Annotated in this window: 27 protein-coding genes, 1 tRNA gene and 2 pseudogenes; 10 read left to right on the forward strand and 20 right to left on the reverse strand. The window is 39.5% G+C overall.

Annotated elements, in window-relative coordinates; translation table 11 throughout:
* Positions 1-377: 377 nt before the first annotated feature.
* The gene (locus CYP51_RS05285) at positions 378-752 is read right to left on the reverse strand and encodes a RidA family protein (protein WP_103624658.1); all 375 of its coding nucleotides are present in this window, start codon (positions 750-752) and stop codon (positions 378-380) included.
* Positions 753-848: 96 nt separating this feature from the next.
* On the opposite strand from CYP51_RS05285, the gene CYP51_RS05290 reads away from it, so the two are divergent.
* Complete coding sequence (locus CYP51_RS05290) at positions 849-1,322, forward strand: cysteine permease (protein ID WP_084109800.1); 474 nt, start codon at positions 849-851, stop codon at positions 1,320-1,322.
* 32 nt (positions 1,323-1,354) lie between these two features.
* On the opposite strand, the gene CYP51_RS05295 is transcribed toward CYP51_RS05290, so the two are convergent.
* The 3 genes from CYP51_RS05295 to CYP51_RS05305 form a co-directional block, all read right to left on the reverse strand.
* Positions 1,355-1,915, reverse strand: a complete 561-nt coding sequence (locus CYP51_RS05295) for a Fe-S-containing hydro-lyase (protein ID WP_021091960.1) — start codon at positions 1,913-1,915, stop codon at positions 1,355-1,357.
* A gap of 9 nt (positions 1,916-1,924) precedes the next feature.
* On the reverse strand, positions 1,925-2,770 hold the full coding sequence (locus CYP51_RS05300; protein WP_084041560.1) for a fumarate hydratase: 846 nt from the start codon (positions 2,768-2,770) through the stop codon (positions 1,925-1,927).
* 241 nt (positions 2,771-3,011) lie between these two features.
* Complete coding sequence (locus tag CYP51_RS05305) at positions 3,012-4,322, reverse strand: hemolysin family protein (protein WP_223155547.1); 1,311 nt, start codon at positions 4,320-4,322, stop codon at positions 3,012-3,014.
* A 201-nt stretch (positions 4,323-4,523) separates the two neighbouring features.
* On the opposite strand from CYP51_RS05305, the gene CYP51_RS05310 reads away from it, so the two are divergent.
* The gene (locus tag CYP51_RS05310) at positions 4,524-5,837 is read left to right on the forward strand and encodes a sodium-dependent transporter (RefSeq protein WP_103624660.1); all 1,314 of its coding nucleotides are present in this window, start codon (positions 4,524-4,526) and stop codon (positions 5,835-5,837) included.
* Between the two features lie 43 nt (positions 5,838-5,880).
* Here the strand turns inward: CYP51_RS05310 and CYP51_RS05315 are convergent, their stop codons facing one another.
* Positions 5,881-6,327, reverse strand: coding sequence for a DUF411 domain-containing protein (locus CYP51_RS05315; protein WP_103624661.1), 447 nt, complete (start codon positions 6,325-6,327; stop codon positions 5,881-5,883).
* A 108-nt stretch (positions 6,328-6,435) separates the two neighbouring features.
* Between CYP51_RS05315 and CYP51_RS05320 the strand changes: the two genes are divergently transcribed.
* From CYP51_RS05320 to CYP51_RS05335, 5 genes are all read left to right on the forward strand, one after another.
* Positions 6,436-7,404: a putative transporter gene (locus CYP51_RS05320; RefSeq protein ID WP_103624662.1), complete on the forward strand. Its 969-nt coding sequence runs from the start codon at positions 6,436-6,438 to the stop codon at positions 7,402-7,404.
* Between the two features lie 437 nt (positions 7,405-7,841).
* On the forward strand, positions 7,842-8,645 hold the full coding sequence (locus CYP51_RS05325) for a M48 family metallopeptidase (protein WP_103624663.1): 804 nt from the start codon (positions 7,842-7,844) through the stop codon (positions 8,643-8,645).
* A 2-nt stretch (positions 8,646-8,647) separates the two neighbouring features.
* The gene (locus CYP51_RS10015) at positions 8,648-8,836 is read left to right on the forward strand and encodes a GNAT family N-acetyltransferase (protein WP_258032796.1); all 189 of its coding nucleotides are present in this window, start codon (positions 8,648-8,650) and stop codon (positions 8,834-8,836) included.
* 84 nt (positions 8,837-8,920) lie between these two features.
* The gene (locus CYP51_RS10180; protein ID WP_346209650.1) at positions 8,921-9,004 is read left to right on the forward strand and encodes a hypothetical protein; all 84 of its coding nucleotides are present in this window, start codon (positions 8,921-8,923) and stop codon (positions 9,002-9,004) included.
* Between the two features lie 168 nt (positions 9,005-9,172).
* Positions 9,173-9,260, forward strand: a tRNA-Ser gene (locus CYP51_RS05335).
* 175 nt (positions 9,261-9,435) lie between these two features.
* Here CYP51_RS05335 and CYP51_RS05340 read toward each other — a convergent pair.
* The 8 genes and pseudogenes from CYP51_RS05340 to CYP51_RS05360 all read right to left on the reverse strand — a co-directional run bounded on the left by CYP51_RS05340 (position 9,436) and on the right by CYP51_RS05360 (position 15,224).
* Positions 9,436-10,017 (reverse strand): methyltransferase domain-containing protein, encoded by a 582-nt coding sequence (locus tag CYP51_RS05340; RefSeq protein WP_223155545.1) that lies wholly within the window; start codon positions 10,015-10,017, stop codon positions 9,436-9,438.
* Positions 10,018-10,094: 77 nt separating this feature from the next.
* Positions 10,095-10,247, reverse strand: a complete 153-nt coding sequence (locus CYP51_RS10020) for a hypothetical protein (RefSeq protein ID WP_223155546.1) — start codon at positions 10,245-10,247, stop codon at positions 10,095-10,097.
* Positions 10,244-10,990 (reverse strand): ABC transporter ATP-binding protein, encoded by a 747-nt coding sequence (locus CYP51_RS05345; RefSeq protein WP_103624664.1) that lies wholly within the window; start codon positions 10,988-10,990, stop codon positions 10,244-10,246. Before CYP51_RS05345 ends, CYP51_RS10020 begins: the two co-directional genes overlap by 4 nt.
* Positions 10,990-11,196, reverse strand: coding sequence for an iron ABC transporter permease (locus tag CYP51_RS10025; protein ID WP_258031073.1), 207 nt, complete (start codon positions 11,194-11,196; stop codon positions 10,990-10,992). The genes CYP51_RS05345 and CYP51_RS10025 overlap by 1 nt, the downstream gene beginning before the upstream one ends.
* 82 nt (positions 11,197-11,278) lie before the next feature.
* Positions 11,279-11,995, reverse strand: a pseudogene (locus CYP51_RS05350) (FecCD family ABC transporter permease); the annotation flags it as partial.
* A gap of 10 nt (positions 11,996-12,005) precedes the next feature.
* The gene (locus tag CYP51_RS05355) at positions 12,006-13,061 is read right to left on the reverse strand and encodes an ABC transporter substrate-binding protein (protein ID WP_103624665.1); all 1,056 of its coding nucleotides are present in this window, start codon (positions 13,059-13,061) and stop codon (positions 12,006-12,008) included.
* A gap of 88 nt (positions 13,062-13,149) precedes the next feature.
* The gene (locus CYP51_RS10030; protein WP_258032797.1) at positions 13,150-13,338 is read right to left on the reverse strand and encodes a TonB-dependent receptor; all 189 of its coding nucleotides are present in this window, start codon (positions 13,336-13,338) and stop codon (positions 13,150-13,152) included.
* Positions 13,339-13,379: 41 nt separating this feature from the next.
* Positions 13,380-15,224 carry a TonB-dependent receptor plug domain-containing protein gene (locus CYP51_RS05360; protein ID WP_258032798.1) on the reverse strand — a complete coding sequence of 615 codons (1,845 nt, stop codon included), beginning with the start codon at positions 15,222-15,224 and terminating at the stop codon, positions 13,380-13,382.
* 131 nt (positions 15,225-15,355) lie between these two features.
* Between CYP51_RS05360 and CYP51_RS05365 the strand changes: the two genes are divergently transcribed.
* Genes CYP51_RS05365 through CYP51_RS05375 form a run of 3 tightly spaced genes read left to right on the forward strand, consistent with a single transcriptional unit; the run spans position 15,356 to position 16,296 of the window.
* The gene (locus tag CYP51_RS05365; RefSeq protein ID WP_103624666.1) at positions 15,356-15,739 is read left to right on the forward strand and encodes a hypothetical protein; all 384 of its coding nucleotides are present in this window, start codon (positions 15,356-15,358) and stop codon (positions 15,737-15,739) included.
* Positions 15,740-15,745: 6 nt separating this feature from the next.
* A complete protein-coding gene (locus CYP51_RS05370; protein WP_103624667.1) occupies positions 15,746-16,084 on the forward strand; it encodes a hypothetical protein in 339 nt (112 codons plus the stop codon).
* Entirely contained in the window at positions 16,084-16,296 is a 213-nt protein-coding gene (locus CYP51_RS05375; protein ID WP_103624668.1) for a molybdopterin biosynthesis protein MoeB, read from the forward strand. Before CYP51_RS05370 ends, CYP51_RS05375 begins: the two co-directional genes overlap by 1 nt.
* A 63-nt stretch (positions 16,297-16,359) precedes the next feature.
* Here the strand turns inward: CYP51_RS05375 and CYP51_RS05380 are convergent, their stop codons facing one another.
* The 7 genes and pseudogenes from CYP51_RS05380 to CYP51_RS05410 all read right to left on the reverse strand — a co-directional run bounded on the left by CYP51_RS05380 (position 16,360) and on the right by CYP51_RS05410 (position 23,460).
* Entirely contained in the window at positions 16,360-16,836 is a 477-nt protein-coding gene (locus tag CYP51_RS05380) for a chemotaxis protein (protein ID WP_103624669.1), read from the reverse strand.
* Between the two features lie 88 nt (positions 16,837-16,924).
* Positions 16,925-19,054, reverse strand: a pseudogene (locus CYP51_RS05385) (TonB-dependent siderophore receptor).
* Positions 19,035-20,135: a PepSY-associated TM helix domain-containing protein gene (locus CYP51_RS05390; RefSeq protein WP_103624670.1), complete on the reverse strand. Its 1,101-nt coding sequence runs from the start codon at positions 20,133-20,135 to the stop codon at positions 19,035-19,037. The pseudogene CYP51_RS05385 and the gene CYP51_RS05390 overlap by 20 nt, the downstream one beginning before the upstream one ends.
* A 399-nt stretch (positions 20,136-20,534) precedes the next feature.
* Positions 20,535-20,864: a tetratricopeptide repeat protein gene (locus CYP51_RS10035; RefSeq protein WP_346209652.1), complete on the reverse strand. Its 330-nt coding sequence runs from the start codon at positions 20,862-20,864 to the stop codon at positions 20,535-20,537.
* Between the two features lie 213 nt (positions 20,865-21,077).
* Positions 21,078-21,905 (reverse strand): ABC transporter permease, encoded by an 828-nt coding sequence (locus CYP51_RS05400; protein ID WP_103624671.1) that lies wholly within the window; start codon positions 21,903-21,905, stop codon positions 21,078-21,080.
* A complete protein-coding gene (locus CYP51_RS05405) occupies positions 21,898-22,551 on the reverse strand; it encodes an ABC transporter ATP-binding protein (protein WP_103624672.1) in 654 nt (217 codons plus the stop codon). The genes CYP51_RS05400 and CYP51_RS05405 overlap by 8 nt, the downstream gene beginning before the upstream one ends.
* Positions 22,552-22,560: 9 nt before the next feature.
* Complete coding sequence (locus CYP51_RS05410) at positions 22,561-23,460, reverse strand: NapH/MauN family ferredoxin-type protein (RefSeq protein WP_103624673.1); 900 nt, start codon at positions 23,458-23,460, stop codon at positions 22,561-22,563.
* Between the last annotated feature and the right edge of the window lie 2 nt (positions 23,461-23,462).

Genomic DNA, 23,462 nt, shown 5'->3' on the forward strand with positions numbered 1-23,462 from the left:
ATTTATTAGTTTGTCTAATATATTATAAATTATAAAATAATAGACTGGCTCAATCGATCACTTGTTTAGATTTCAAAGATTGACTAATAGTTTAACAATTGTAAGTTAAAAGAACAACGATAAAAAGAAAAGGCTTTATTAACCAATGAAGTTAAAGGTGGTTTCTCGTTTCGTGAGCTGGAATTATATATGAGCAATACTTAAAGATAGTTGAAATAATTAGGGAATTTTAGAAAAATTTGTTTGTCACTTTAAAATTTTAAGTTATGTATTTTTATTATAGGTTTAAGGGTTTAGTTTTTGAAATATAAATTTGGAGAGTTTTTGCTCTCCATCATATTAAACATTAAATTATATGAACTTTTACACAATCTCTATTAATAAGCCGCGATAAGCTCTATTTCCACAAGTGCGTCTTTTGGCAAGGTCTTAACAGCTACTGTACTTCTAGCAGGATAAGGCTCTTTAAAAAATTTAGCATACACAGTATTTACTTTAACAAAATCCGCCATATCTGCTAGAAATATTGTAGTCTTTACAGCATTATCAAAAGTAAGTCCTGCTTCAGTCAAGATATTTTTTAAATTTTCAAGTGATTGCTCAGCTTGAGCTTCTACGCCACTACCTGCAAACTCACCCGCTGGTGTAACACCAAGCTGACCTGAGATAAATAAAAATCCATTTGAGCTAATAGCTTGAGAATATGGTCCAATCGCTTGTGGAGCATTTTTTGTTGAGATTTGTTTTTTCATATTTTCTCCTTTTGAAATTTTTTAAAATCCTACTATAAATTTTCTAAATTTTTAGTCTCCAAAAGCTATAATGGGCAAAATTTCAAAAGGATGAAGATGCAAAATATACTCGCACCAAATGAGTTTTTAGATGATTATGTGCTCGGTGCTGAATTGGCTAAAAATGCCGGCATCTCATCAAATGCTTATCTTTTTTGGAAAAACGTCATAAGTGCTAAATTTGAAAACTCAAGAATAGTTTTTCTTAGAAAAAATAGTATTCCAGTCAAATTTCAAAACATTATAAAAACCTGCACACCTTTAAATGGACTTATTCCAACAGGCGTATTTTGCTCTTTTACCTCACTTGCTCCATCTCACCTTGTAGCAAAAAATGGTTCTAAGATCTACGAGCTCTTTAAATTTCATGAGATTTGCGGCATCAAATTTATAGACTTGAAGAAATTTTATGATGATTTTAATCTTAGCTATTCTTATAGAATTTATATTGAAAAATGTAAATTTTTCTCACCTGCTCCATTTGAAAAACGCATAAAATTAACTGAAACGATGTGTCTTGGATATTACTAAAGTCCGCTAGCTAGCTTGCTAGCGGGATAAATTTATATCTTTTTGTAAGGTGCTTGGCCAACTTCGTAGAAGTTATTGCCCTCGCAGTCAATGGCAACTATCGCTGGAAAGTCCTCAACTGTAAGCCTTGCAACTGCCTCTGGTCCTAGCTCTGGATAAGCTAGCACTTCATATTTTTTGATACTTTGGCTAATGAGCGCTCCGATGCCGCCGATAGCAACCATATAAACACAGCATGATTTTTTCATAGCCTCGACTACTGCGTCACTCCTGTAGCCTTTACCGATCATACCATTTATACCAACTTCATTTATCATAGTTGGGGTGTATTTATCCATTCTGCCGCTTGTTGTTGGGCCTGCTGCTCCAATAGCTTGATTTGGCTTGGCTGGAGTTGGTCCGACATAGTAGATAGTCTCACCCTTTAGCTCAACTGGTAGCTTTTCGCCGCGTGCCAATGTTTCAGTAAGTGCCTTATGTGCAGCGTCACGAGCTGCTATGATAGTGCCTGATATTAGGACATTATCCCCTGCTTTTAGGCTTTTTACCACCTCTTTATCAAATGGTGCTTTTATTCTTTTTACTTCTGACATTTTCTCTCCTTAAAGCTCGGCATCTGCGTGGCGTGCAGCGTGGCAGTTGATATTTATAGCAACAGGAAGACCTGCTATGTGAGTTGGATACCACTCGACATTTACTTTTACGGCGGTAGTATCACCACCAAGCCCTTGAGGACCAACGCCAGTTTTACAAGCAAGCTCTAGTAGCTCGTCTTCTAATTTGGCATATCTTGGATCAGAATTTTTACTATCGACTGAACGAACTGCCGCTTCTTTTGCCAAAAGTGCTGCCTTATCCATCGTACCGCCTATGCCAACGCCTATTGTTAGTGGAGGACAGGCATTTGGTCCAGCGTATTTTACAGCCTCTAAAAAGACTTTTTTTACACCTTCTATACCATCAGCTGGCACAAGCATTTTTAAAACTGATTTATTCTCACTACCAAAACCTTTTGGAGCTACTTTTATCTTTAGCTTATCTCCTGGTACGATCCTAGTGTGAATGACGGCTGGAGTGTTGTTTGTGGTATTTTTTCTCTCAAAAAGTGGCTCAGCCACGACTGACTTTCTTAGATAACCTTCAGTGTAGCCTTCCGCAATGCCCTCATTTATCGCATCTTCAATATATCCACCCTCAATATGCACATCTTGGCCGATCTGCACAAAAACAACCGTCATACCGGTGTCTTGGCAGATAGGTGCAACGCCCTCTTCCGCAAGCTTAGCATTTTGTAAAATTTTGCCCAAAATGTCTTTGCCTAGTGACGAACTTTCGCTACTTTGAGCCTTTGTAAAAGCAGCTTTTAAATCTGGCGTCACGACATAACAGGCCTGTTTGCAAAGCTTAGCAACGACTTCTCTTATATCTTTTACATTTATTATTCTCATCTTTACTCCTCGTAAAAAAACAATTTTTAATTATATTAACTATATTTAAAATTTAAGATTAAATTTTACTGCTCTATATCTACTCGAAAAATTTATATGAGTTTATTTGCTTGACTACAACTAGAAGACTTGTCTAAAACAAATTTAATGAAATAAGTGGTGGCGAAAATTGAGTCTAGAGTATCACAATATTGATAGGAATTTACATAACATGGCTTATTTAAGCCATAAATATATAAATTTAAGATTGAATGCTCTCCTCTTCATTTTTTATCTTTTTTCTAACTTTTACGCGTGAGATACTAGCTCCATCCATCTTTCTTACCTCGTAGTAGCAGTTTTCATCCTCGATCTTATCACCTACAACTGGCAAACGACCGATTAGATTGAAGACATATCCACCGATTGTAACTTGATCTGTCTCTTCATCAAAGCTTATACCAAGAACCTCTTCAACGCTCTCTAGATCGTATCTGCCTTGAAATTCGTAAATATTGTCATTTATCTTTTTGTAGTGTTGATCGACTTCATCGTGCTCGTCATTAAAATCACCAAGCACCTCTTCCATTATATCTTCCATCGTAAGAAGTCCGGCTGTGCCACCATACTCATCGACTACAAGTGCAGCCGAAATTTGCTCTTTATTCATCATTACAAGCACTTTTGAAATAGAAAGACTCTCAGGCACGATGACAAATTTACGAACAATTGAGTCAAAACTCTTCTCTTTATCTTTGCTAAAGTGAAGTTGCAAAATATCTCTAATGTGTATCATGCCCAAAATAATATCTTTTGAGCCGTCTATATAAGGAAAGCGAGTGTATTTTGACTCAAATACGACCTGCAAATTCTCTTCAAAGCTCTTTTGTTTATTTATGCAGATCATATCGCGCCTTGGCGTCATGATCTCTTTTGCGACCGTGTCACTAAAATCAACTGCATTTTTGATAAGCTCAGTCTCAAAACTATCAAGCACACCGCCCTTTAAGCTCTCACCAACGATGATTTTTATCTCTTCTTCAGAGTGGGCTAGCTCATTTTCTTTAGCTGGCTGGATGCCTAAAATTTTAAGTCCAATGGTCGCTAAAATATCAAAAAGCTTAATTACAGGCGAAAATAGCACCCAGAAAAAGTGAAGTGGGCGAGCAATTTTTAGTACTGAAGTCTCAGCCTTTGCGATAGCAACTGACTTTGGCACAAGCTCACCCATTACAACGTGAAGTAGCGTAATAAGCGTAAATGCGATCGCAAAACCAACCGTATGAACTAAGATATCACTAAAGTTGAAGAAATTTTTAAGTGGGGCTTCTATAAGTCTTGCAACTGCTGGCTCACCGATCCAACCAAGAGCAAGTGAGCTTAGTGTGATGCCAAGCTGAGTGGCACTAAGATAGGTATCAAGCTTGTTTGACATCTCAAAAGCAAGCTGAGCATTTGGCTTTTTCTCCTTTATAAGCTCTTCAAGTCTAGACTTACGAACTTTAACAAGAGAAAATTCTGATAAAACAAAAAAAGCATTTAGTAAAATAAATACAATGGCAAGTATTACCATTAAAAGCGAGTTATCGCTACTGGGGTTCAATTATGATCCTTAAGAGTTAAAAATTTTTGCTTGATTATAGCGAATTTATATTTAGCGGTCAAATTATCCACGCCCAAAAGTAACAACATTTCTTAAATTTAAGATTTATAAAAACTTCTTAAATCATATTTTGATAACATTGTTTTCATCACTAAATTTATGGATTTTACAATGAGCAAAAAGAATTTTTCATCGCGCTGGGCATTTATATTAGCCTGTGTTGGATCAGCAGTTGGCATGGCAAATGTCTGGGGCTTTCCTTACAAACTTGGCACAAATGGTGGTGCAGCGTTTTTACTCATCTATGTTTTTTTCATAGCTCTTTTTTCATACGTTGGTCTAAGTGCGGAGTATGCGATTGGCAGACGCGCAAAGACTGGCACACTTGGATCATATAAATATGCTTGGCAAAGTAGAAATTTGGGCATATTTGGCAGTATTATTGGCTGGCTTCCGCTTGCTGGCTCACTTTGTATAGCCATCGGCTACGCAGTCATCATCGCCTACGTGCTAAAAGCCCTTACTCAGGCACTTACTGGCTCATTTATGAGCGTTGATACGAACGTTTGGTTTAACTCATTTGCACTTCAAGATTACTCAGTCTTGCCTTATCATTTTATCATCGTTGTTGGCACGCTTCTTACGCTATTTTTTGGGGCAAAAAGTATCGAAAAAACAAATCAAATAATGATGCCACTGTTTTTCGTATTGTTTAGCATCTTGGCTATAAATGTCGCAATGCTACCAAATGCATTTGATGGATATAAATTCCTTTTTATCCCTGACTTTAGTAAGCTTGCGGACCCGATGGTATGGGTTTCTGCGATGGGTCAAGCCTTTTTCTCGCTCTCTATCACAGGATCTGGCATGATAGTTTATGGGGCTTACCTTTCAAAAGATGAAGATATCGTTGAAAGTGCTAAAACTACGGCTTTTTTTGATACTATCGCAGCTCTTGTGGCCGCTCTTGTTATGATCCCAGCGGTCTTTGCCTATGCTATGGATCCAGCCGAAGGTCCAAAGCTGCTTTTTGTAACGCTTCCAAAAATTTTACAAAATATGATCGGTGGACAAATTTTTGCCATTATTTTATTTACAGCTGTTATCTTTGGTGGTATCACTTCACTTCAAAATATGTTTGAAGTAGTCGCTGAGTCACTAATGCACAAATTTCCGCTCCTTAGTAGATTTTGGACACTCACGCTACTTTGTGCAGTTTGCTTTGGCATAGGAGCATTTATGGAGCCTATTAGCAGTTGGGGGCCTTGGATGGACTTTGTGTCGATCTATATTATTCCAATCGGCGCGGTAATCGGAGCTATTTCTTGGTTCTGGATTATTAAAAAAGATGAAATTTTAGACGAGATAAATTCTGGAGCAAATAAATCTTATGGTAATTTCTGGTATTTTGTAGGCAAATTTATCTACGTTCCGCTAACATTTTTACTTTGTATCATAGCCGTAAGTAAGGGAATTTCTTTTTAAATTTAGCTCGCTAAAAAATGAGCTAAATTTAAAAATTTTGAAGTTATCTTAGTTTTTTTGTGCCGATGTAAGTAGCAAAAATTTCTTGTGAGCCATCTTTTTTAAATAAAATAACATCGTATTGCTCGGCTTTACTGCCTTGCTCCATACCTTGGCTCTCCATCGGCATGCCAGGTACTGCGATACCAACTACGTCTTTTGGCTTAAGCTCTAGTAGGCGCTTTACCTCGTCAGCTGGAACGTGACCTTCTATGATATATCCATCGATGATTGCTGTATGGCAGCTTGAAAGCTCTAGCGGCACGTTAAATTCTTTCTTAATTTTTGCTATATCATCTACCTTTATGACCTCTTCGCTAAATCCAGCCTTTTGCATCGCCTCACCCCAGCTAGTACAACATCCACAAGTTGGGCTTTTATAGACCTTCATATCAGCTGCAAATGCAAGTGTTGCAAAAAAGCCAAGAGCCAAAAATGCTAATTTCTTCATCATTTTCCTTTACGTAAAATTTGCAAAATGATATAGCTCGCATTTAAATTTTATATAAATGCTTAATATTGCTTGCTATAATTCGCCAAAATTTACAAAAGGCACTTTATGTTTTCATCATTTTTTAAAGATAAAAAATGGGCACTCTGGGCTTATGGCGGAGCGATATTTATCATCTTACTTCTTGTCTATCAAACGCACCTAAATGTCCGTATAAACGAGTGGTATAAAAATTTCTACGACATCGTGCAAAACTCAAAAGATCATGATGTAAGTGAGTTTTGGCGAGAAATTTTTAACTTTATAAAAATCGCTATGCCTTACGTCGTGACTTACACTGTGATCTCATTTTTTGCCAGCCACTGGGTCTTTCGCTGGAGAGAGGCGATGACGTTTAGATATCTAAAATTTTGGCAAAACTGCAAAAGTGACATCGAAGGCAGTTCGCAGCGTATCCAAGAAGATGTCTACCGCTTTGCCAAAATAATGGAAAGCCTTGGCGTGCAGGTTTTAAGGGCGATCATGACGCTAATTGCCTTTATACCAGTGCTTTGGGAGCTAAGTAAGAGTGTGAGTTTGCCTTACATCAAAGATATCGAAGGCTCGCTTGTTTATATCGCTTTAATAATTAGCATCGGTGGCTTAATTATTTCGTGGTTTGTGGGTATTAAACTCCCACATATCGAGTATAACAACCAAAAAGCAGAAGCGGCATTTAGAAAAGAGCTGGTTTACGGCGAGGACGATAAGTCCAAATTTTGTCAACCAAACGTCATGTTAGAGCTTTTTACGGGCGTAAAGTTAAATTATTACAAACTATTTTTGCACTACGGCTACTTTAACCTTTGGCTTATTTCATTTTCACAAATTCTTGTCATCGTGCCTTATGTCATCATGGGAAATGGCCTATTTAGCGGCATTATAACGCTTGGTGTGCTTATACAAGCTAGCAACGCTTTTTCTCAAGTTAGAGAGAGTTTTAGCGTATTTATCGACAACTGGACGACGATAACAGAGCTAAGATCTGTAAATAAACGTTTGAGAGAGTTTGAGAGAAATATAAACTATAAGGCATAGGCGTAAATTTACATACCAAATAAACTCTAGTAAATTTTAAAATTTCATGAGCGAGTAATTTCGGCTCTAAAATTTGAGCTAAGCTATAAGCGAAGCCAAATTTTAGTAGTCAATTCTTGCGAGTGAATGGAATTTTAAAATTTGTAAAATAGCTTTATTAAATTCGTAAATTTCTTTTTATTTAAAAGGGAGACAAGGGGACTTGAATTACGAAGCCGTCCCCTTATCCCCCTTTTTGAATCCCCTAAACCCCGCGCACGTTAGGAGTGGCATGCAATCGTGCTGGCGCACTGCATGCGTTTTATTTTAGAAAATTTCTGACAAATTTTAAAATTTGTAAGCCGTTTCAGCTCCAAAAATTAAATTTCCCACTCATTTAACAATGCATATCCAACTCAGGCTATAATACGCGAAATTTTAGTCCAAAAAGGATAAAAATGAAAAATTTTATACTTACTTTATTAGTGTCCAGTTTGCTCTTCACTGGCTGCTCAAGCGTTACAAAAGCAGGCGTTGTTGGTGCTGATCGTAAGCAATTTATGCTAGTCTCATCAGAAGCTATGGAGCAAAGCTCAGCCCAAGCCTATGTCAAGACGCTAACAGCTGCTAGAAGTAAAGGCGAGCTAAACGTCGATCCAATCCTTACAAAAAGAGTTCAAGATATCGCTAAAAGACTCATCGCTCAAACTGGTGTTTTTAGAGATGATGCTCTAAAATGGAAGTGGCAAGTAAATGTCATTAACGAGGATACGCTAAATGCTTGGTGTATGCCAGGTGGCAGGATAGTCGTTTATAGTGGCATCATAAAAAGGCTAAATTTAACAGATGCACAGCTAGCTGCGGTCATGGGACACGAGATCGCACACGCTCTTAGGGAGCACAGTAGAGAGCAAGCAAGTGCTGATCAGATGAAAAGCATAGGTATCTTTGCAATAGCCACAGCTACTGGCCTTGGCGATCTTGGAGCTAATGCTCTAAATTTAGCTAGCGAATACACCATATCTCTGCCGTTTTCTCGCTCGCATGAGACCGAGGCCGATCACATCGGTACTGAGCTAATGGCAAGAGCTGGATACGATCCAAAAGAAGCGGTCGAAGTCTGGGTAAAAATGAGCAAGATGAGTGGCGGAAAGGTGCCTGAAATTTTAAGCACTCACCCATCAAACGAGAGCAGGATAAAAGACCTAAAAGAGATCGCAGCAAAGCTTGAGCCAGTCTATCAAGCTGCCAAAAAAGGCTAGGCTTGATCGAGCGAGCAAATTTAAACGACCTTGAAGCGATCACGCAAATTTACAATGACTACATTTTAGATAGAAGTGCGACTACTGATATGCAGCCAGTTAGCACAAAGGAGCGAGAGCCTTGGTTTAAAGCTCACAACAACTTTTGCCCAATTTTTGTACATAAAGAAAATAGTGAAATTTTAGGCTGATGTTTTATTAGTGATTTTAATCCTAAACTAGCTTACAAAATAAGTGCAGAAATAAGCATCTATGTAGCCAAAAAGGCTCTTAGCATGGGCATTGGCAAGCAACTTTTAGCCCACAGCCTAAATAAAGCTAGAGAGCTAAATTTAAAAAATTATCGCTCTAATATTTAGTAAAAATGAAGAAACTCTTAGGCTATTTTAAAAATTTGGCTTTGAAAAATGGGGCGAACTGCCTGGCGTTTACCTGATGGATGGCGAGTATAAAGATGTCGTTATCTTGGGGCTAAAGCTCTAAAAGCCAAGCATTAAGCAAATAAAGATATAATTCCACTTCTTCTTGGGTAGATGTCCGAGCGGTTTAAGGAGCACGCCTGGAACGCGTGTGTGGGGCAACTCACCGAGAGTTCGAATCTCTCTCTGCCCGCCATAAACCTATCTACAACTTAAACCTCTTGACCTTTATTTTATTACTCAAAACATTAGCACTAAGCAAAAGATCACTTTTTTAAAACTTACTAAAATCTTGCCAATTATCTTTTACTTCGTCATACTTAGGCATATAACTAACATAAAAATTTGCTCCATTCTAGAAGAAATTTTAACTATAAAATTCTATTTGCCTTATCGACAGTTACGAATGCCCAGTGCATAAATCCTTGCCTTGGTTTGTATTTGCCGCTGTTAAAATACTCCGCCAGTCGCGCCTCCTCAGTTTTGCTTAGCTCGCCACCAAGCCCCCAGCGCGTCTTTTGTATGAGCTCCTGCGCGCTTGTTTCTGGGCCCGCATGGCACTTAGCCTTTATGTAGCTTAGGCTCGGTAAATAGCCCATTTGAAACAAAATGTTTAGAAGATAGACGAAGTCGGGCTTTTGCTCCACCTTACGCCCTATCGCATCCAAAATCTCATCGTCCACGAAGCTGCCGCCAACCTTAAACGTGATGTAAAGCGATTTTTTGGTCTTTAAAAGAAGCTTATTAAGCGCGGTTTTTAGATCGTCCACCTCAAGGCAGTGCGAGGCCAAAACCACGTCGCATACAGGCACGTCCGACCAGTCGTCCTCAAAGGCTTTTTGCGCAAATTTAACGTTTTTCGCGCCGTAAATTTGAGCGTTTTGCTTGGCAAACTCTAGCATCTTAGGCGAAAAGTCGTAGCCGTAAATTTGATCCGCCCTTTCCGCTGCCAATACGCTTAGCGCGCCCGCTCCGCATGCAAAATCAAGTAGCGTTGAAACGCCCGTAAAATCGACTTATCTATAAATTCTCACGCGTAGACGCTTTTCATAACGCCCTCGTTGAAGCTGAGCGCCTTTTTGTCCCAGTCCGCGGCAATTTTTTTGCCAAACGAGCTTCTTGCCTTTTGCGCCTTATAAAGCGCGTCAAAGTCGATCTCGTCGTAGTTTGAAGGTAAAATCATAATCTATCCTCGTACTTTTCGTAGTTTATGCCGTAAATTTTATCGATATTTTCGGCATTTATGAGCTGCTCGCTGCGCCCGAAGGCTAAAATTCCGCCGTCTTTTAAAAACAGCGTCAAATTTGAAACGAACTTCGCATGGCGCGGGTAGTGCGTCGTCTGCACGAAGGTGTAGCCCTCGTCGCCTAGCGCTTTTATAATCTCGAGCAGTTTGATTTGATTGCCAAAGTCCAGCCCATTGGTCGGCTCGTCCATAAAGATCACTTTCGCGCCCTGCACGAGCGTGCGTGCGATGTAGGCTAGCTGCCGCTCGCCGCCGCTAACCATCGTATAGGGCGCGTTTTTTAGATGCGCGATGCCCATTTTTTCTAGCGCCTGCTCGGCTAGCTTTTTATCCGCCGCACTAAAGCTAGAAAACAGCGGCATCCTGCACAAAGCGCCCATCAGTGCGACGTCAAAGACGCTGTAGTCGTATGAGGGCGCGTGCGTCTGCAGCACGTAGGCGACGAGGGAGACGAGCTCGCGCTTGCCGTAGTCGCGCACGCTTTTGCCCGCGATTAGCACCTCGCCTTCAAATTTTAAAAATCCGAGCATTATGCGAAGCAGGGTGCTTTTGCCGCTGCCGTTGGTGCCTAGGATGCTTAGCGTATCACCCGTCGCAACGTCAAAGCTGATGCCATTTAGCACGGGCTTGTCACGGTAGGCAAAGCGCAAATTTCGCACTTCTATCAAATTTTCTCGCATCAAAAGCTCCTCTTGGCGCGTCGCAGCACGATGATAAACATCGGGATGCCAAATAGCGAGGTCACGATGCCGATAGGGATCTCAAAGGTAAAAATGAGCCGCGAGAAGCTGCCGCAAAAGAGCAGAAATATCGCGCCGATCATCGCCGAGCTTGCTAGAACCGCGCGGTTGTCGGCACCGAAGATAAAGCGCGCGATGTGCGGCACGATAAGCCCGATCCAGCCGATGGATGATGCCCGCGATCGTCACGCTAAGCGCGCTAATGAAGGTCGCGACGAGGATGATGAAAATTTTAACCCGCGCCACGTTTACGCCTAGGCTCTTTGCCTCCTCCTCGCCAAGGCTTAGCGCGTTTAGGTATTTGCCGCTAAGCGCTAGTAGCAAAACGCCCGCACACATCGGCAGGACTGAAATTTGGATAAAGCTCTTGGACGCAAAGCCGAGGCTTCCCATCAAAAAATAAGTGATCGCCGGAAGCGCGTCATTGGGATCTGCGGCGTATTTTAGCACCGAAAGTAGCGAGGTAAAAAGCGAGCCGCTGATGACGCCGCCCAGCACCAGCACGATGACGCTACCGCTGCGCGAATACAGCGCCGAGACGCCCAGCGCCACTGCCACGGCAAGAAAACCGAAGCCGAATGTACTAAGCTGGATTAGGTATTCGTTGAGCCTAAAAAACATCCCGACCGCCGCGCCAAAGCCTGCGCCGCTTAGTACGCCTAGTATCGAGGGGCTAACGAGCGGGTTAACAAACATCGCCTGATACGCAGCGCCGCTGATCGCCAGGCTCGCGCCGATGAGCACGCAGGCGAGTATGCGCGGCAGGCGAATTTCAAGCAAGAGCGTGTGCATGACCTCGAAATCTTTCAAACTTTCGCCCCGCAGCAGCGCCGTGACGTAGCGCGCGTAGTCCTCTGCGCTAAAGCCGTATTTGCCAAGCAGCAGCGAGCCCGCAACGCAAAGCGCCAGCAGTAGGACTAAAAACGCAAACGCCCTTTTGCTCATCTTTCTTTACTCACTCGGCGCCCCGTCCTAAAATTTTATAAATTTGCTCGTCTGTGAGCTCGAGATCTAAAAATAGCTTGTAAAACTCGCGCGTCTCGCGAGCCATGTCAAATTTAAACGCCTCGGGATAGGTTAAGCTTATGAGCCACTTTAGCCCCAAAAACCGCATAAACGAAGGCGGGCGGTCAAACCACAAAAAGGGCTCGCGCGGGATGTAGTAGGCCTTTTTGTTTTTCACCGCGCTTAGCAGCTGCCACTTCGGATCGCCGTAAATTTTATCAAACAACTCTTTTTCGTAGATCAAAATAACGTCCGGGTCGTATTTTACGAGCTGCTCGAAGCTGATTTTTACGCGCCCGAAAGCCTTGGCGTTAGTATCTTCGCTACACTTATGCACGTTCTCTGCACCGGCTCGCTCAATGAGCGTAGCGTGCCACGAGCCCTCGCACTCGGTGGCTAGCCCGTCGCTGCCCTGCGCGTAGTAAATTTTTACCTTTTGCAGATTGTTTTTCTTAATGTATTCCTCTACTTGCGCGGTCAAATTTAACGACTCTTTCGCGTAATTTACGAGGCGCGCGGCGCGCTCCTTTTTGCCCGTGATTTCGCCTAAAATTTCAAGCCCGTCCAGATAATCCTCGAGCCTCACTGCGCTTAGATAAAGCATCGGCTTTTTGATAGAGCCGAAAACCTCGCTCATCTTTTTGGCGTTGCGAGAGCTTGCGTTTACGAGGATGAGATCGGGGTTTAGGCGTAGCAGTATCTCGACATTTGGGATCTTGCCCTGACCAAAAAAGCCTCCCACGACGGGCTGATCTTGCACCTCTTTTTTGACGTAGGGGCGCTCGAAGGCGTTCCACTCGAAATTTACGCCGCTGATTTTAGCGGGATCAAGCGCGTAAAGCATATATAAAAGCGGCGGCGAGCTGGCGTAAATTTTAGATGGTTCTGCTTGCAGCTGAGCTATATTTTCGCTGTTTTGTGCGATATAGTCTTTGATCTGCTCAGGCGTCATCGCAAAGCAAAAGCCTGAAAACGCAAAGAAAAACAACAGAAATTTTTTAAACATTTTTCGCCTTTAAATTTAAAAAGAGCTTGCTAATGAATTCTATCAAAATTCATTAGCAAACCAGCTGTAAAAAGCTGGTTTGAGTGATTTAGAATTTATATCTTACGTTTGTAAAGAAAATTCTTCCTTCTTCAGGGAAGCCCTCCCTGTACTCGTAGTTTTTGTCAAATAGATTCGACACGCCCGCTTCAAAGCTTAGAGCTTCGGTCGGTTTGTAGGTAAATTTAAGATTCGTTACGCCAAAGCCCGCGGTTTTATGGTCTATGTTTCCATTCACGTTTCCAACTTTAGTAGGCACCCTATTCCACATACTTGAACTTAGTTCTTGAGAGAGAGATATAGACTAAGTTTTGGCATAAATTTATAATCTGCATACAAAAAGCCTTTATGTTTTGGTAAATCATAAGCTAAGGCATTTTTCCCATTTTCTTTGTATTTAGCATCCATATAAGTATAGTTGCCACCTAGCTCTAAATTATTCATAGCAAAGCAGCTTAACCCAAGTTCAAAACCTTTATAATAAGCTTTATCAACATTTACATTCATATCCCTAGTTTCAAGCCTATTTGTCACTCTATTTAGTCTAGTTTCTTTGGTTATGCCTATCGCATCTTTAACTCTTGAGTAAAATAGTGCGGTTTCAACTCTTAAAAACTCTCCAAAATTTCTTTGGTAGCTAAGCTCATAGTGATTTGCTACTTCAGGCTTTAAAAAGGGATTTGGCCAATTTTTATTAAATTTCTCGCTATATCTATCTTTCATGCTGGCAAAGTAGGTCTTTTTTGCAAAGCTTAGGCTTAGCTCGTCCTCGCCGTCAAAACTATGCTTGATAGCGGCTTGGTAGTTAAAGGCGTGCTTTTTACCTACGTCAAACGAAGTAAGCTTATAGTTAGCCGGGTTGTTACGGCCGCCTCCGCCACCACCACCACCGCGATTTTGGATATAGTCCTCGGCTTTTACGGCATCTCTAATGTCATAGCTAATTCCTACTATAAATTTAGTGTATTCACTAAATTTATATGTATTTTCAAGTCCAAAGCTATAGGTCTTATCTATAAAAGCAACAGTTGGTTCAGTGCCAAGTCTACCCATTTCATGTATCTTATATCCTGAATGCTTATCGTGTTTATAGCTTGTAGCGAATTTAAGCGTATCTCTATCTCCCAAATCGCCTCCTAGTTCTAGCCCAAAGCCGTGCGATTTATCTTTATACCTGCTATCTTCTTTATAACTATAGTCATACATCTCATTTTTAAACTCATCTGCAAAAGCTTTTGTATTTATATAAAGACTGTTTGCAAACTGTGTATGCGACAAGAAGTAAATACTTTCTCTATCCCACTGCGGCCAGTCCCATATACGATATTTATTGCTAAAAGCCGTATATCTTCCGGTATACATAGGCTGCTCTTTTTCGCCTTTTTGATTTACGTACGCTACGGCGTATTCGTCGGTCTCGTTTGGCGTAAAGCCGAATTTTATATTAAATTTCTTATCGTGTTGCACGGAGTTGTCGCGCCTGCCGTCGTCCTCGTTGCCCGTTATTTTTTGGTCAAATTTACGAGACATCTGCTGGCCTGCATCCTCCATGTAGCTGCCGCCTGCTTGTGCGTAAAATAGCTCTTGTTTCGTGCCGATGCTAAAATCTACGTTATTTCCGTAGGTTTTTGCGTTTTTACCCGTCTCAAAGCCGTAGCCTAGGCTTCCTTCAAGCTCTTTGCTAGGCTTTTTGGTGATTAAATTTATCGCGCCGCCCATGGTATTTGGGCCGTAAAGCACCGAGCTTGAGCCTTTTGATATATCTATGCGGCTTAGATCAAAGGCCGTAAATCGTCCGAAATCGGCGTTGCCGTCATAAGGCACGTAAACGGGAATGCCGTCGATAAAAAGCGGAGTTCTGCGCGCGTCAAAGCCGCGAACGTAGAAATTTTGCTCGGTGCGCGGGCCTTTTTTATCCACATAGACGCCCGGCGTGCTGTAAGCGACCTCTGAGAGGCGTTTGATGTTATCTTTTTGCATCTGCTTTTCATTGATTACGGCGACGTTTGCATCGCTTTTTTGCAAGCCGCCTAACTCTCCAACAACTTCAACTTTACCTAAAGTAAAGACTTCGCCGTGCAGTGCCATCGCAGCACAGCAGGCTATCAAACCCAACTTCTTCATAAAGCCCCTTTTTTACATTAAGTTTTTATTTTATATAATACTAATTACTATTCTAACGATATTAATATTATAAAAATATAAAAAAATAATTTTGTCTATAAATTAGATAAATTTTAAAAGAAAGAGTGCAAATGTGCTTTGAATTTCTACTATGTATCGACGATACAGACGAGCTTGGCGGAGAAATTTCAACTGGAAGTTTAGCTCAAGAAATAGCCCTAGAAATTAGCTCATTTGCCAAAGTCTCTTTTATTACACGCCACCAACTTTTGTTAGATCCTCGCATAAACTACACCTCGCACAATAGCTCAATGTGCTTAGTTACTAAAATTTCAAAAGAACAAAAACAAAAGGTGCTTAACATTGCACTTGAGCTTTTAATAAATAAATGCGCTAAAAGCGCTGAACCCGGTATCGCAGCTGTTTTCAAAGACGACATAAACGATACGAAAGAGTTAATAAATTTTGGCAAAAATGCAAAAAATATGTTCCTAACCACAAAGCAAGCTTTTTAGATAGCTATGGCGCAAAATGTATTTTTAAAAGCTCTTACGCCAAATGCCAATGGCATTATCGGCGCACTTGCTGGCATAGGGCTTAGGCTTAGCGGAAGTGACGGAAAAATCAGAGGCAAATTTGAACTAAAAGAGTCAAAGCTAAGCGTTGCTAAGCTCATAGAGCTCCCTTTTATCGAAGCGGTTTTGGATGAGAATTTTAAAGAGCTAGCAAAAGATGAGATGATAAATTTAGATGGCGCTTTAAAGCCTATATTTTGGCATTACAAGGCAACTTTACTCGTGCAAAAAGACAAAAATGGTGAGTTTAGAAATTTAAATATAAAAGAGCTTCGGGAATTTTGATGATACAGAATTTCAATGAGAAAAATGAGTTTAAATACGGCAAATTTAACTACGATAAAGTGCGAGAAATAGCCCAAAACTGCGCTAAATTTAAGCTAGATAACGATGAAGAGGAGATGGCTTGTGGAGGCAAGCGGAGCTGCTATGACTGCGCATTTAGGCGCTGGAGTAAAGATAGCTTCATCTGCATGGCACAAGCTGGCAAAGACTGAGCTAGCTCTACACGACCATTTTTTATCTTTAAGTTTTCCGCCACGTTTATACTTTAGCTCACCTCAAAATCTCTTGCCGAATTTCGCCTCGATGATGAGAACCAGCACGAAAAATATCTTTTCGTCGTTTAAAGAAGCGATTTGGCGCAGGGTTTGGTCGGCGTTATTAAATTTGACGCCGTTTTTGCGTAAAGTTTCGCAAAAAATAGCCTCGTCAAAGCCTAGTTTTTGCGAGATTTGGGCTATCGTGTATGGCTCGAGCGAGGCGATGATGCGGTCCATGTTGCAAATGCTTGGATTTTTACTGCGCGTTAGTACATCCATTGTTTCATTTATTAGTTTTACTAGCTTCTTTCTACGATTTATAACGTGAAGTGTTGCAGCAAGCAATATTAAAAAACCTGCGATTTTATGGGCATTTAATAGATACTCATTATATTCGCCAAGCGCAAAATTTACACCAGAGAATGCGAGCATACAAAGCCCTAAAATAAGAACTAAAACAAGACAGAATTTATAAATAACCTCTACTTTAAACATGACACTCATCCTAAAATATATTTTTCTAATTATACACTTTAGGAGTTGAAATTTATCACCAGCTTATTTGGCTGGTGATTTAATTATATTAAAAATTGTAGTTAAAGCTTAGGTTAAATGTGCGTGGATCGCCATAAACCATCATGTTTCTGCCGATGCCCTCGTAGTATTTTTTATTAAAGAGATTGTCGATATTTAGCTGCACGTCAAAGTTTTTAGCAAATTTATATCCAAACATCAAATTTGCCAAGGTGTAGCCCTTTTGTGTGATCTCGCTTGCGCCCTTGCCGGTGTAAATTTTGCTCTTATACATAGCTCCAGCCCCTACTCTAAAGTCCCTAAATTCATACTTTGCAAATAAATTTGCCGTGCTTCTTGATGAGTCGGTGGCATATTTTTCACCATTAGCATCTTTTGCGTTAAAGTGCGTTGCACCAAAGCTTAGGCTTAAATTTTTAGTGATCTCGCCGTTTAGATCTAGCTCGACGCCCTTGCTTGTCACGCCTTTGCCAGATTCAAATATTTTGGCATTTGTCGCTGGATTTTTCCTTCCAGTATCTATGCCAAGCTTGTCTTGCACGATCTTAAAGACGCCAAGACTTGCTTGAAGCGCCCCGTCAAGATACTCACCTTTGATGCCCACTTCATAGTCCTTGCCTTGGATCGGATCAAGATATTTGTCATTTGCATCTTTTGCGGTTTGAGGTTTAAATATGCTCGTGTAGCTAGCATATAGAGTGTGGTTTGCTCCGATGTCGTAAGTGACACCAAGATATGGTGTGATCTCATTTGTGAAATTTCTATTGCCTTTGCCACCCTCGATCTCGTATTTGTAGTAGCTCACCCTAGCGCCTAGCAAAAATTTAAGCTCATCGGTGATTGATAGTTTATTTGCCGCGTAAAATGCCTTTTGTATCGTTTTGTCTTTATTGTTTTGATCTTCGTAAGGTAGCTTTGGATCATCAAGGTGTAAGTTTTTAAAATCAATCCTACTTCTTGCCGTATAAGCAATCCCAGCTGGCGTGGTCTTTTGCAGCCAGTAGCTACTTACCTTATCGCTACTTTTTTTATAGTTGTTATACATTGCGCCAAAGACAAACTCATGAGATAAATTTGCTATCTCGTAAGGGATATTTGCGTATGCATCTAAGTTGTGGATATTCTCCTCTCTTTTGTTTGCATAAGCGCTAAGACCACCTATGTTGCCAGTACCGTCTAAATTTACTTCTCCTTTGCTACCTTCTCCGCCGTAATAAAGTAAATTTGAATCAGTATTTGCGCGCCTAAATGAGTAGCTTAAATTTAAGCTCGCTTCATTTTCAAAGTAGTGCTTAAAATCAGCGTAAAAATCAAGTGTTTTTATATCCCACCTCGTCCAAGGCTGAGAGAAAATTTCATTTTTACTAAAATTTGTCCTAGAGCCATCTGTGTAAAATGCTGGCATACCGCCCCACCTAACGCCACGGCGTCTTAGCTCTTGATAAAACGCACCAAGGCTAAGCCATGAGTTATCGCCTATGTCACCATCGACTACGCCGTAAATCGCGCTATTTTTTCGGTTGTAATAATCCATATAAGAGTGCGACTTCTCATGCATAAATGAAAGCCTCGCTCTGACGCTTCCACTCTCATTTACAGGCGTTTGCACATCGCCATTTACGCCGTATCTATCGTATGAGCCAGCACTTACACCAAAATTTCCTTTTAGCTCCTTTGAGTCTGCCCTTTTTCTTATGAAATTTAAGCTTGCAGCTGGGTTGCCAGCGCCTGCAAGTAGGCCATTTGCCCCTTTTACCACCTCAACTCTTTCATAAGGCAGCAAGCTCATATCATTTGCACCAAGGCTAAAGCCACCAAAGCTAGGCATCGAATCAAGCAAGTAATAATCTATCTTAAAGCCACGAGCCGTCGGATATACGCGCTCGTCCCATTTATTTAGCGTGACGCCAGGGACATTTCTAAGAAGCACTTGATAGTCCTTGATGCCTTGATCTTTTAGCCTTGCTTCTGTTAGCACAGTTAGCGACTGGGGCGTTTAACGAGAGGTTAAATTTAGCCTAGTTGTGCTCTTTACAAGCTCTTTTGCAAAATAGTTTGCATCGTCTCTTCGCTCGCTTTCTACGACATCAATTGCCTCTAAAATTTTATCGCTTTGGCTAGCAAAAATTTGAGGTTGCATCAAATTTAATGCAACCAAACTAATTAAAAATTTTTTCATTTTTTCTCCTTTTAAAATTTCTTTTAATCCACAAATAAAGTCCTGAGATACTTAAAATAAGCGGTGAAACACCAACCAAAAACCAGATAAATTTTGTGATTTGGTTGTAGTTACCAAAGTGCGATTTTCTAAATGCTGAGAGAATTTCTTCACTTAGATTTGCATTTTTTATGTCCAAAATACTTACTAATTCGCCGTTATTTTTATCGTAAGTTAGTATGCTTGAATATTCGTTATGTAAAAAATTTTGATCTTTTACATAGCCAAAAAGGCGTATATTTGCTCCTTGCATAAAAGGCAGTGAGATGAAGTGTGGCTCAAAGCCAGCAAGATCATTTTTTGAGCGGGCTACCAGCTCGTCAAGAGATAGGCTTTTGTTATAAATTTTTGCATCTATAACGAAGTCATTTTTAAACTCTGGCATGCGCGCCATTTGGAATTCCCACCAAACACCACTTATGCAAATGAGTAGTAAAATAGGCGTAGAAAAAATTCCTATCATTTTATGAATGTCGCTCATAAAAATATTTAGCCTATTTACACGAAGCCTAAGTAGTGTCAGCCAAAATTTTCTATAAATCACAAAACCACTTATGCAGATAAAAAACGTGAAAATAGCGGTTAAAGTAAGGATAACTTGACCAATTTTCCCAAGAAATAGCGACTCATGAAGCTCGGTTAAAACTCCAAAAAATCCCTCATCATGTGCGAGTGGCTCGCTCTTTATCTTACCGCTAAAAGCGTCAAAATAGATAAATTTCCACTCTTTTTGACTATCATTGTGCTCGATCAACCAAATTTTGTCACATTTTTTAGGGTTTGCATCGATGTTGATGCCGACCATCTCATAATCATTTAGCTCTTTAGCGATGATCTCTCTTTGCTCATCAAAGCTGATCCTTTTGCTTAAATTTTCTTTGTTTAAATTTACATTTACGACATTTGGAGCAAGAAGGCTGTTTAGCTCATCTTTATAAACGAGGATCGCACCACTAAAACAAACTACTGCAAGTGGAATGAAAAATAATAGAGATAAATAAGTGTGCAATTTATAAAAAATTTTTTGGTTTAGAAATTTCACTTTCTTTTAAAGCCTTTTAATAGTAGGTTTTGATAATAGCTCGCAATCTTACGTAAAATTTACTTTAATAATATTTAAAACTATTATCAATTATGATTTTAAAAAAGAAAAATTTTTATAGAATGTAAATTGAAAAAAATAAATAGATTTGATTTTTAAAAGAATAAACAACTCCTCTTTGTGTATACTAAAAGCCAGAAAAGGGGGAAGCAAAGACTTATCAGTTACAAAAAGGAGGGTCCATTTAGGACGATGAAATAGTATTATTTAAGCATAAATTTTAATAAAATTTTTAGTTAATAAAAAAGAAATTCCAAGTAATACCAAAGTAAATTTAACTTTAAAAAAGCTACATTTAAGAAATTTCTTTTAATTAGTGCAAGTGCAAAATTAAAATAGCTAATTTTTAGGCACAAGCTCTAATACATTGCAAGCTCGTTTACTGCCCATCTTGCAAGCTTTATCAAGAGCATTTGCAGAAAGATCAAAGCTTTGCTCAGTGCCATTTCCTTGAAGATACTTTATCGCTAGCTCATAGCAAGCCTCACTACTGCCATCATCACAAAGCGATTTAAATATCTCAAAAGATTTTTGCGTATCTTTTTCTATGCCAAGGCCGCGTCCTAGCATATCTGCATAGATAAAGCAAGAAATTTTATCTTTATTTTCACACTCATTTGAAAGCTTTTTTGTAAAGCTCTCGCAAGCTTTAGCGTTACTTTTATTAATACACTATTGTACATTTATATCCCAGTTCGCATTCAAAGATAAAAGAGCAAATGCTAAAAATAAAATGGATTTTTTCATAAATTTCCTTGGAAGAAGTTAGCTCCCTTTGGGGGAAAGGGAGCTATTACAAAAAGGAGGTTTCTTGTTGGACAAGTGGAATAATACAAGTTTCGTCTAAATTTAAAACCAACTTTTCTTTAACAAAAAACAATCTCAAACCAAATCTTTTTTACTAAAGGCAAAATAGCCACAAACTAGCAAAATAATGCCTAGTAAGAGCGGATAAATAATCGCGTAAGCTACAAATGTCGCCTTTGGAAAGGTGCTTAAAATAAAATAAGATGCAGTACCGATAACTGCTAAATTTGGATCAAAAAGACTAAGCGCTGCTATCCTGAAAAGTTCTATCGGATTTAGTATAGCAATAGCGTAAATAACATACTCATCGACTGAACTTCTCATAAGAAGCCCAATTAATGCTAGATCAATAAATGCAAGCATTATAAGCCAAAGTAAAAACGCTACGCCTTGGCCTGTCTCTTGATTTTTAATCACGCTTGAGATAAAAAATCCAAGCGATAGAAAAATAATACTTAAGCTAAAAAGTAGTCCAAAATAAAGTGTTAATACACTCCAAGGTATCGCAACATCTTTTATAAAACCAACAACAACACAAAGCAAAAGAGCAAACAAAAGTGGCACAAAAACAACAAATGTACGGCCCAGTGCCTTACCAAAGTAATACTCTCTAAGACTTAGTGGAAAGCTAAGGATGTATTCAAGCAAATTTGTATCTCTATCTTGATTTATGCTTCTTACAGTTGAAATGAGAATAAAAATAGGCACAATGATGACGCAAATTTGAATAAACAAAAGCAGTGCTCTAGTAAGCCCAGAAAAGCCGAGCACACGTGAGTCAGTCACGCCACTAAATAAAAATCCTATCATCAAAGCAGAAAAAAGCGCAGCATATATCACAAACCATCTTGAGCGAAAAGACTCTTTTACATCAAGCTTTGCTATTAAAAAAAGATTATTCACTCTTGCTCCTTAAATTTTCTTCTTTGATGATCTTGCCAAGATCCATATAGACGCATCTATCTAATAAATTTGCTATCTCATCGATACGGTGTGAAATGAAAACAAGTGTTTTGTTTTGCGTGAAGTTATCAAGTAAATTTTTAAAAGAAAACCTTGCTTTCACATCAAGATTTGCCGTTGGCTCATCAAACATCAAAATTTCACTGTCCTTAGCAAATGCGATGGCTATTAGCATCTTTTGTTTCATGCCGCCAGAGAGCTTATAAAATGGCTTATTTAAATTTGCATGCAGATCAAGCTCTAAAAGCTTGCTAAATTTCTCAATATCTTCAAATTTTACATTTGAGCTTTTGCAGACAAATTCACAAAGCTCGCGCAAACTAAATTTAAGTGGCGGTGGGGTTTGCGGCACAAATGAGATAAATTTCAAAGCCCCTTTTCTATCTTTTAGAGTATTTACGCCATTTATTGCGATGCTTCCGCTATTTGGGGCAAACTCGCCTAAAATGATACGCATGAGCGAGCTTTTGCCAGCTCCATTTTGTCCAAGTATTGCTATTTTTTCACCAGATTTTACATTTAGGCTAACATTGTCAAGTATCCTTTGCGAGCCAAAAATTTTAGTTACTTCTTTTATATCTATCAAAAATTTTCCTTATATTAGTTTTTTAAAGCCGTTGTCAAATTTCAGCGCATCTTGATGACACACATCAATACACCTACCACAAAGCGTGCAATCAGCACCAGCTATCCTAAAGATATTTTTGCTCTCGTCAAGCTTTGCCCCCTTTTTTGTCATAAAAAGTACGTGAGGCACTAGACAAACATCGGTGCAAACTAAGCAGTGATCGCATTTTTCTTTATCCCAGCTAACTTTTATGGCATTTGGTTTAGCTAGCACCGAGTAAGTCGCACCGATAGGACAGACATATCTGCACCAAGCTCTACGTGAGAAGAAAATTTCAACCATAAGCATGGCCACAACGAACCAAATAGCATGAAAATAGCCATAGATAATAAATCTTGAAAAAATCCCAACAACATTAAAAATTTCAAACGTAAGGCTCGCACTAGCAAAGCTAAGGGTTAAAAATAAAATGGTAAAAACATATCGCCACTTTGTGTCAAAAACTCGTGGTTTTACTATCTTTTTAGCGCGTAAATTTTCATGGATCTTCTCAGCTATTTCGCTTATTAATGAATAAGGACAGATCCAAGAGCAAAAGCCTCTACCGCCAAAAATGATATAAAACGCCAAGATACTAAGTGAGCCAATTATTAAATTTACATGGATTTCATGCGTCGCCAGAAATACTTGCAGGCTCATAAAAGCATCTGCCAAGTGGAAACCAAATATCCTTGAGGCACTGATGTCACCTTCTAAAATTTGTATATCAACTCTATATGAAAGTACAAATAAAAGATGGACTAAAATAATGGTAAAAATGCGCCAAAAACGTATACTAGGACGCTTTTTGCCATCTTTTGTAGTTGTGATTAACGTGCTTAGAAAGCTTACATTTCTAATCGTCGCACGAGTGTTATATTTGTCCATTT

The organism is Campylobacter concisus, from assembly GCF_002912895.1.
In the GTDB taxonomy this organism is placed as follows: domain Bacteria; phylum Campylobacterota; class Campylobacteria; order Campylobacterales; family Campylobacteraceae; genus Campylobacter_A; species Campylobacter_A concisus_G.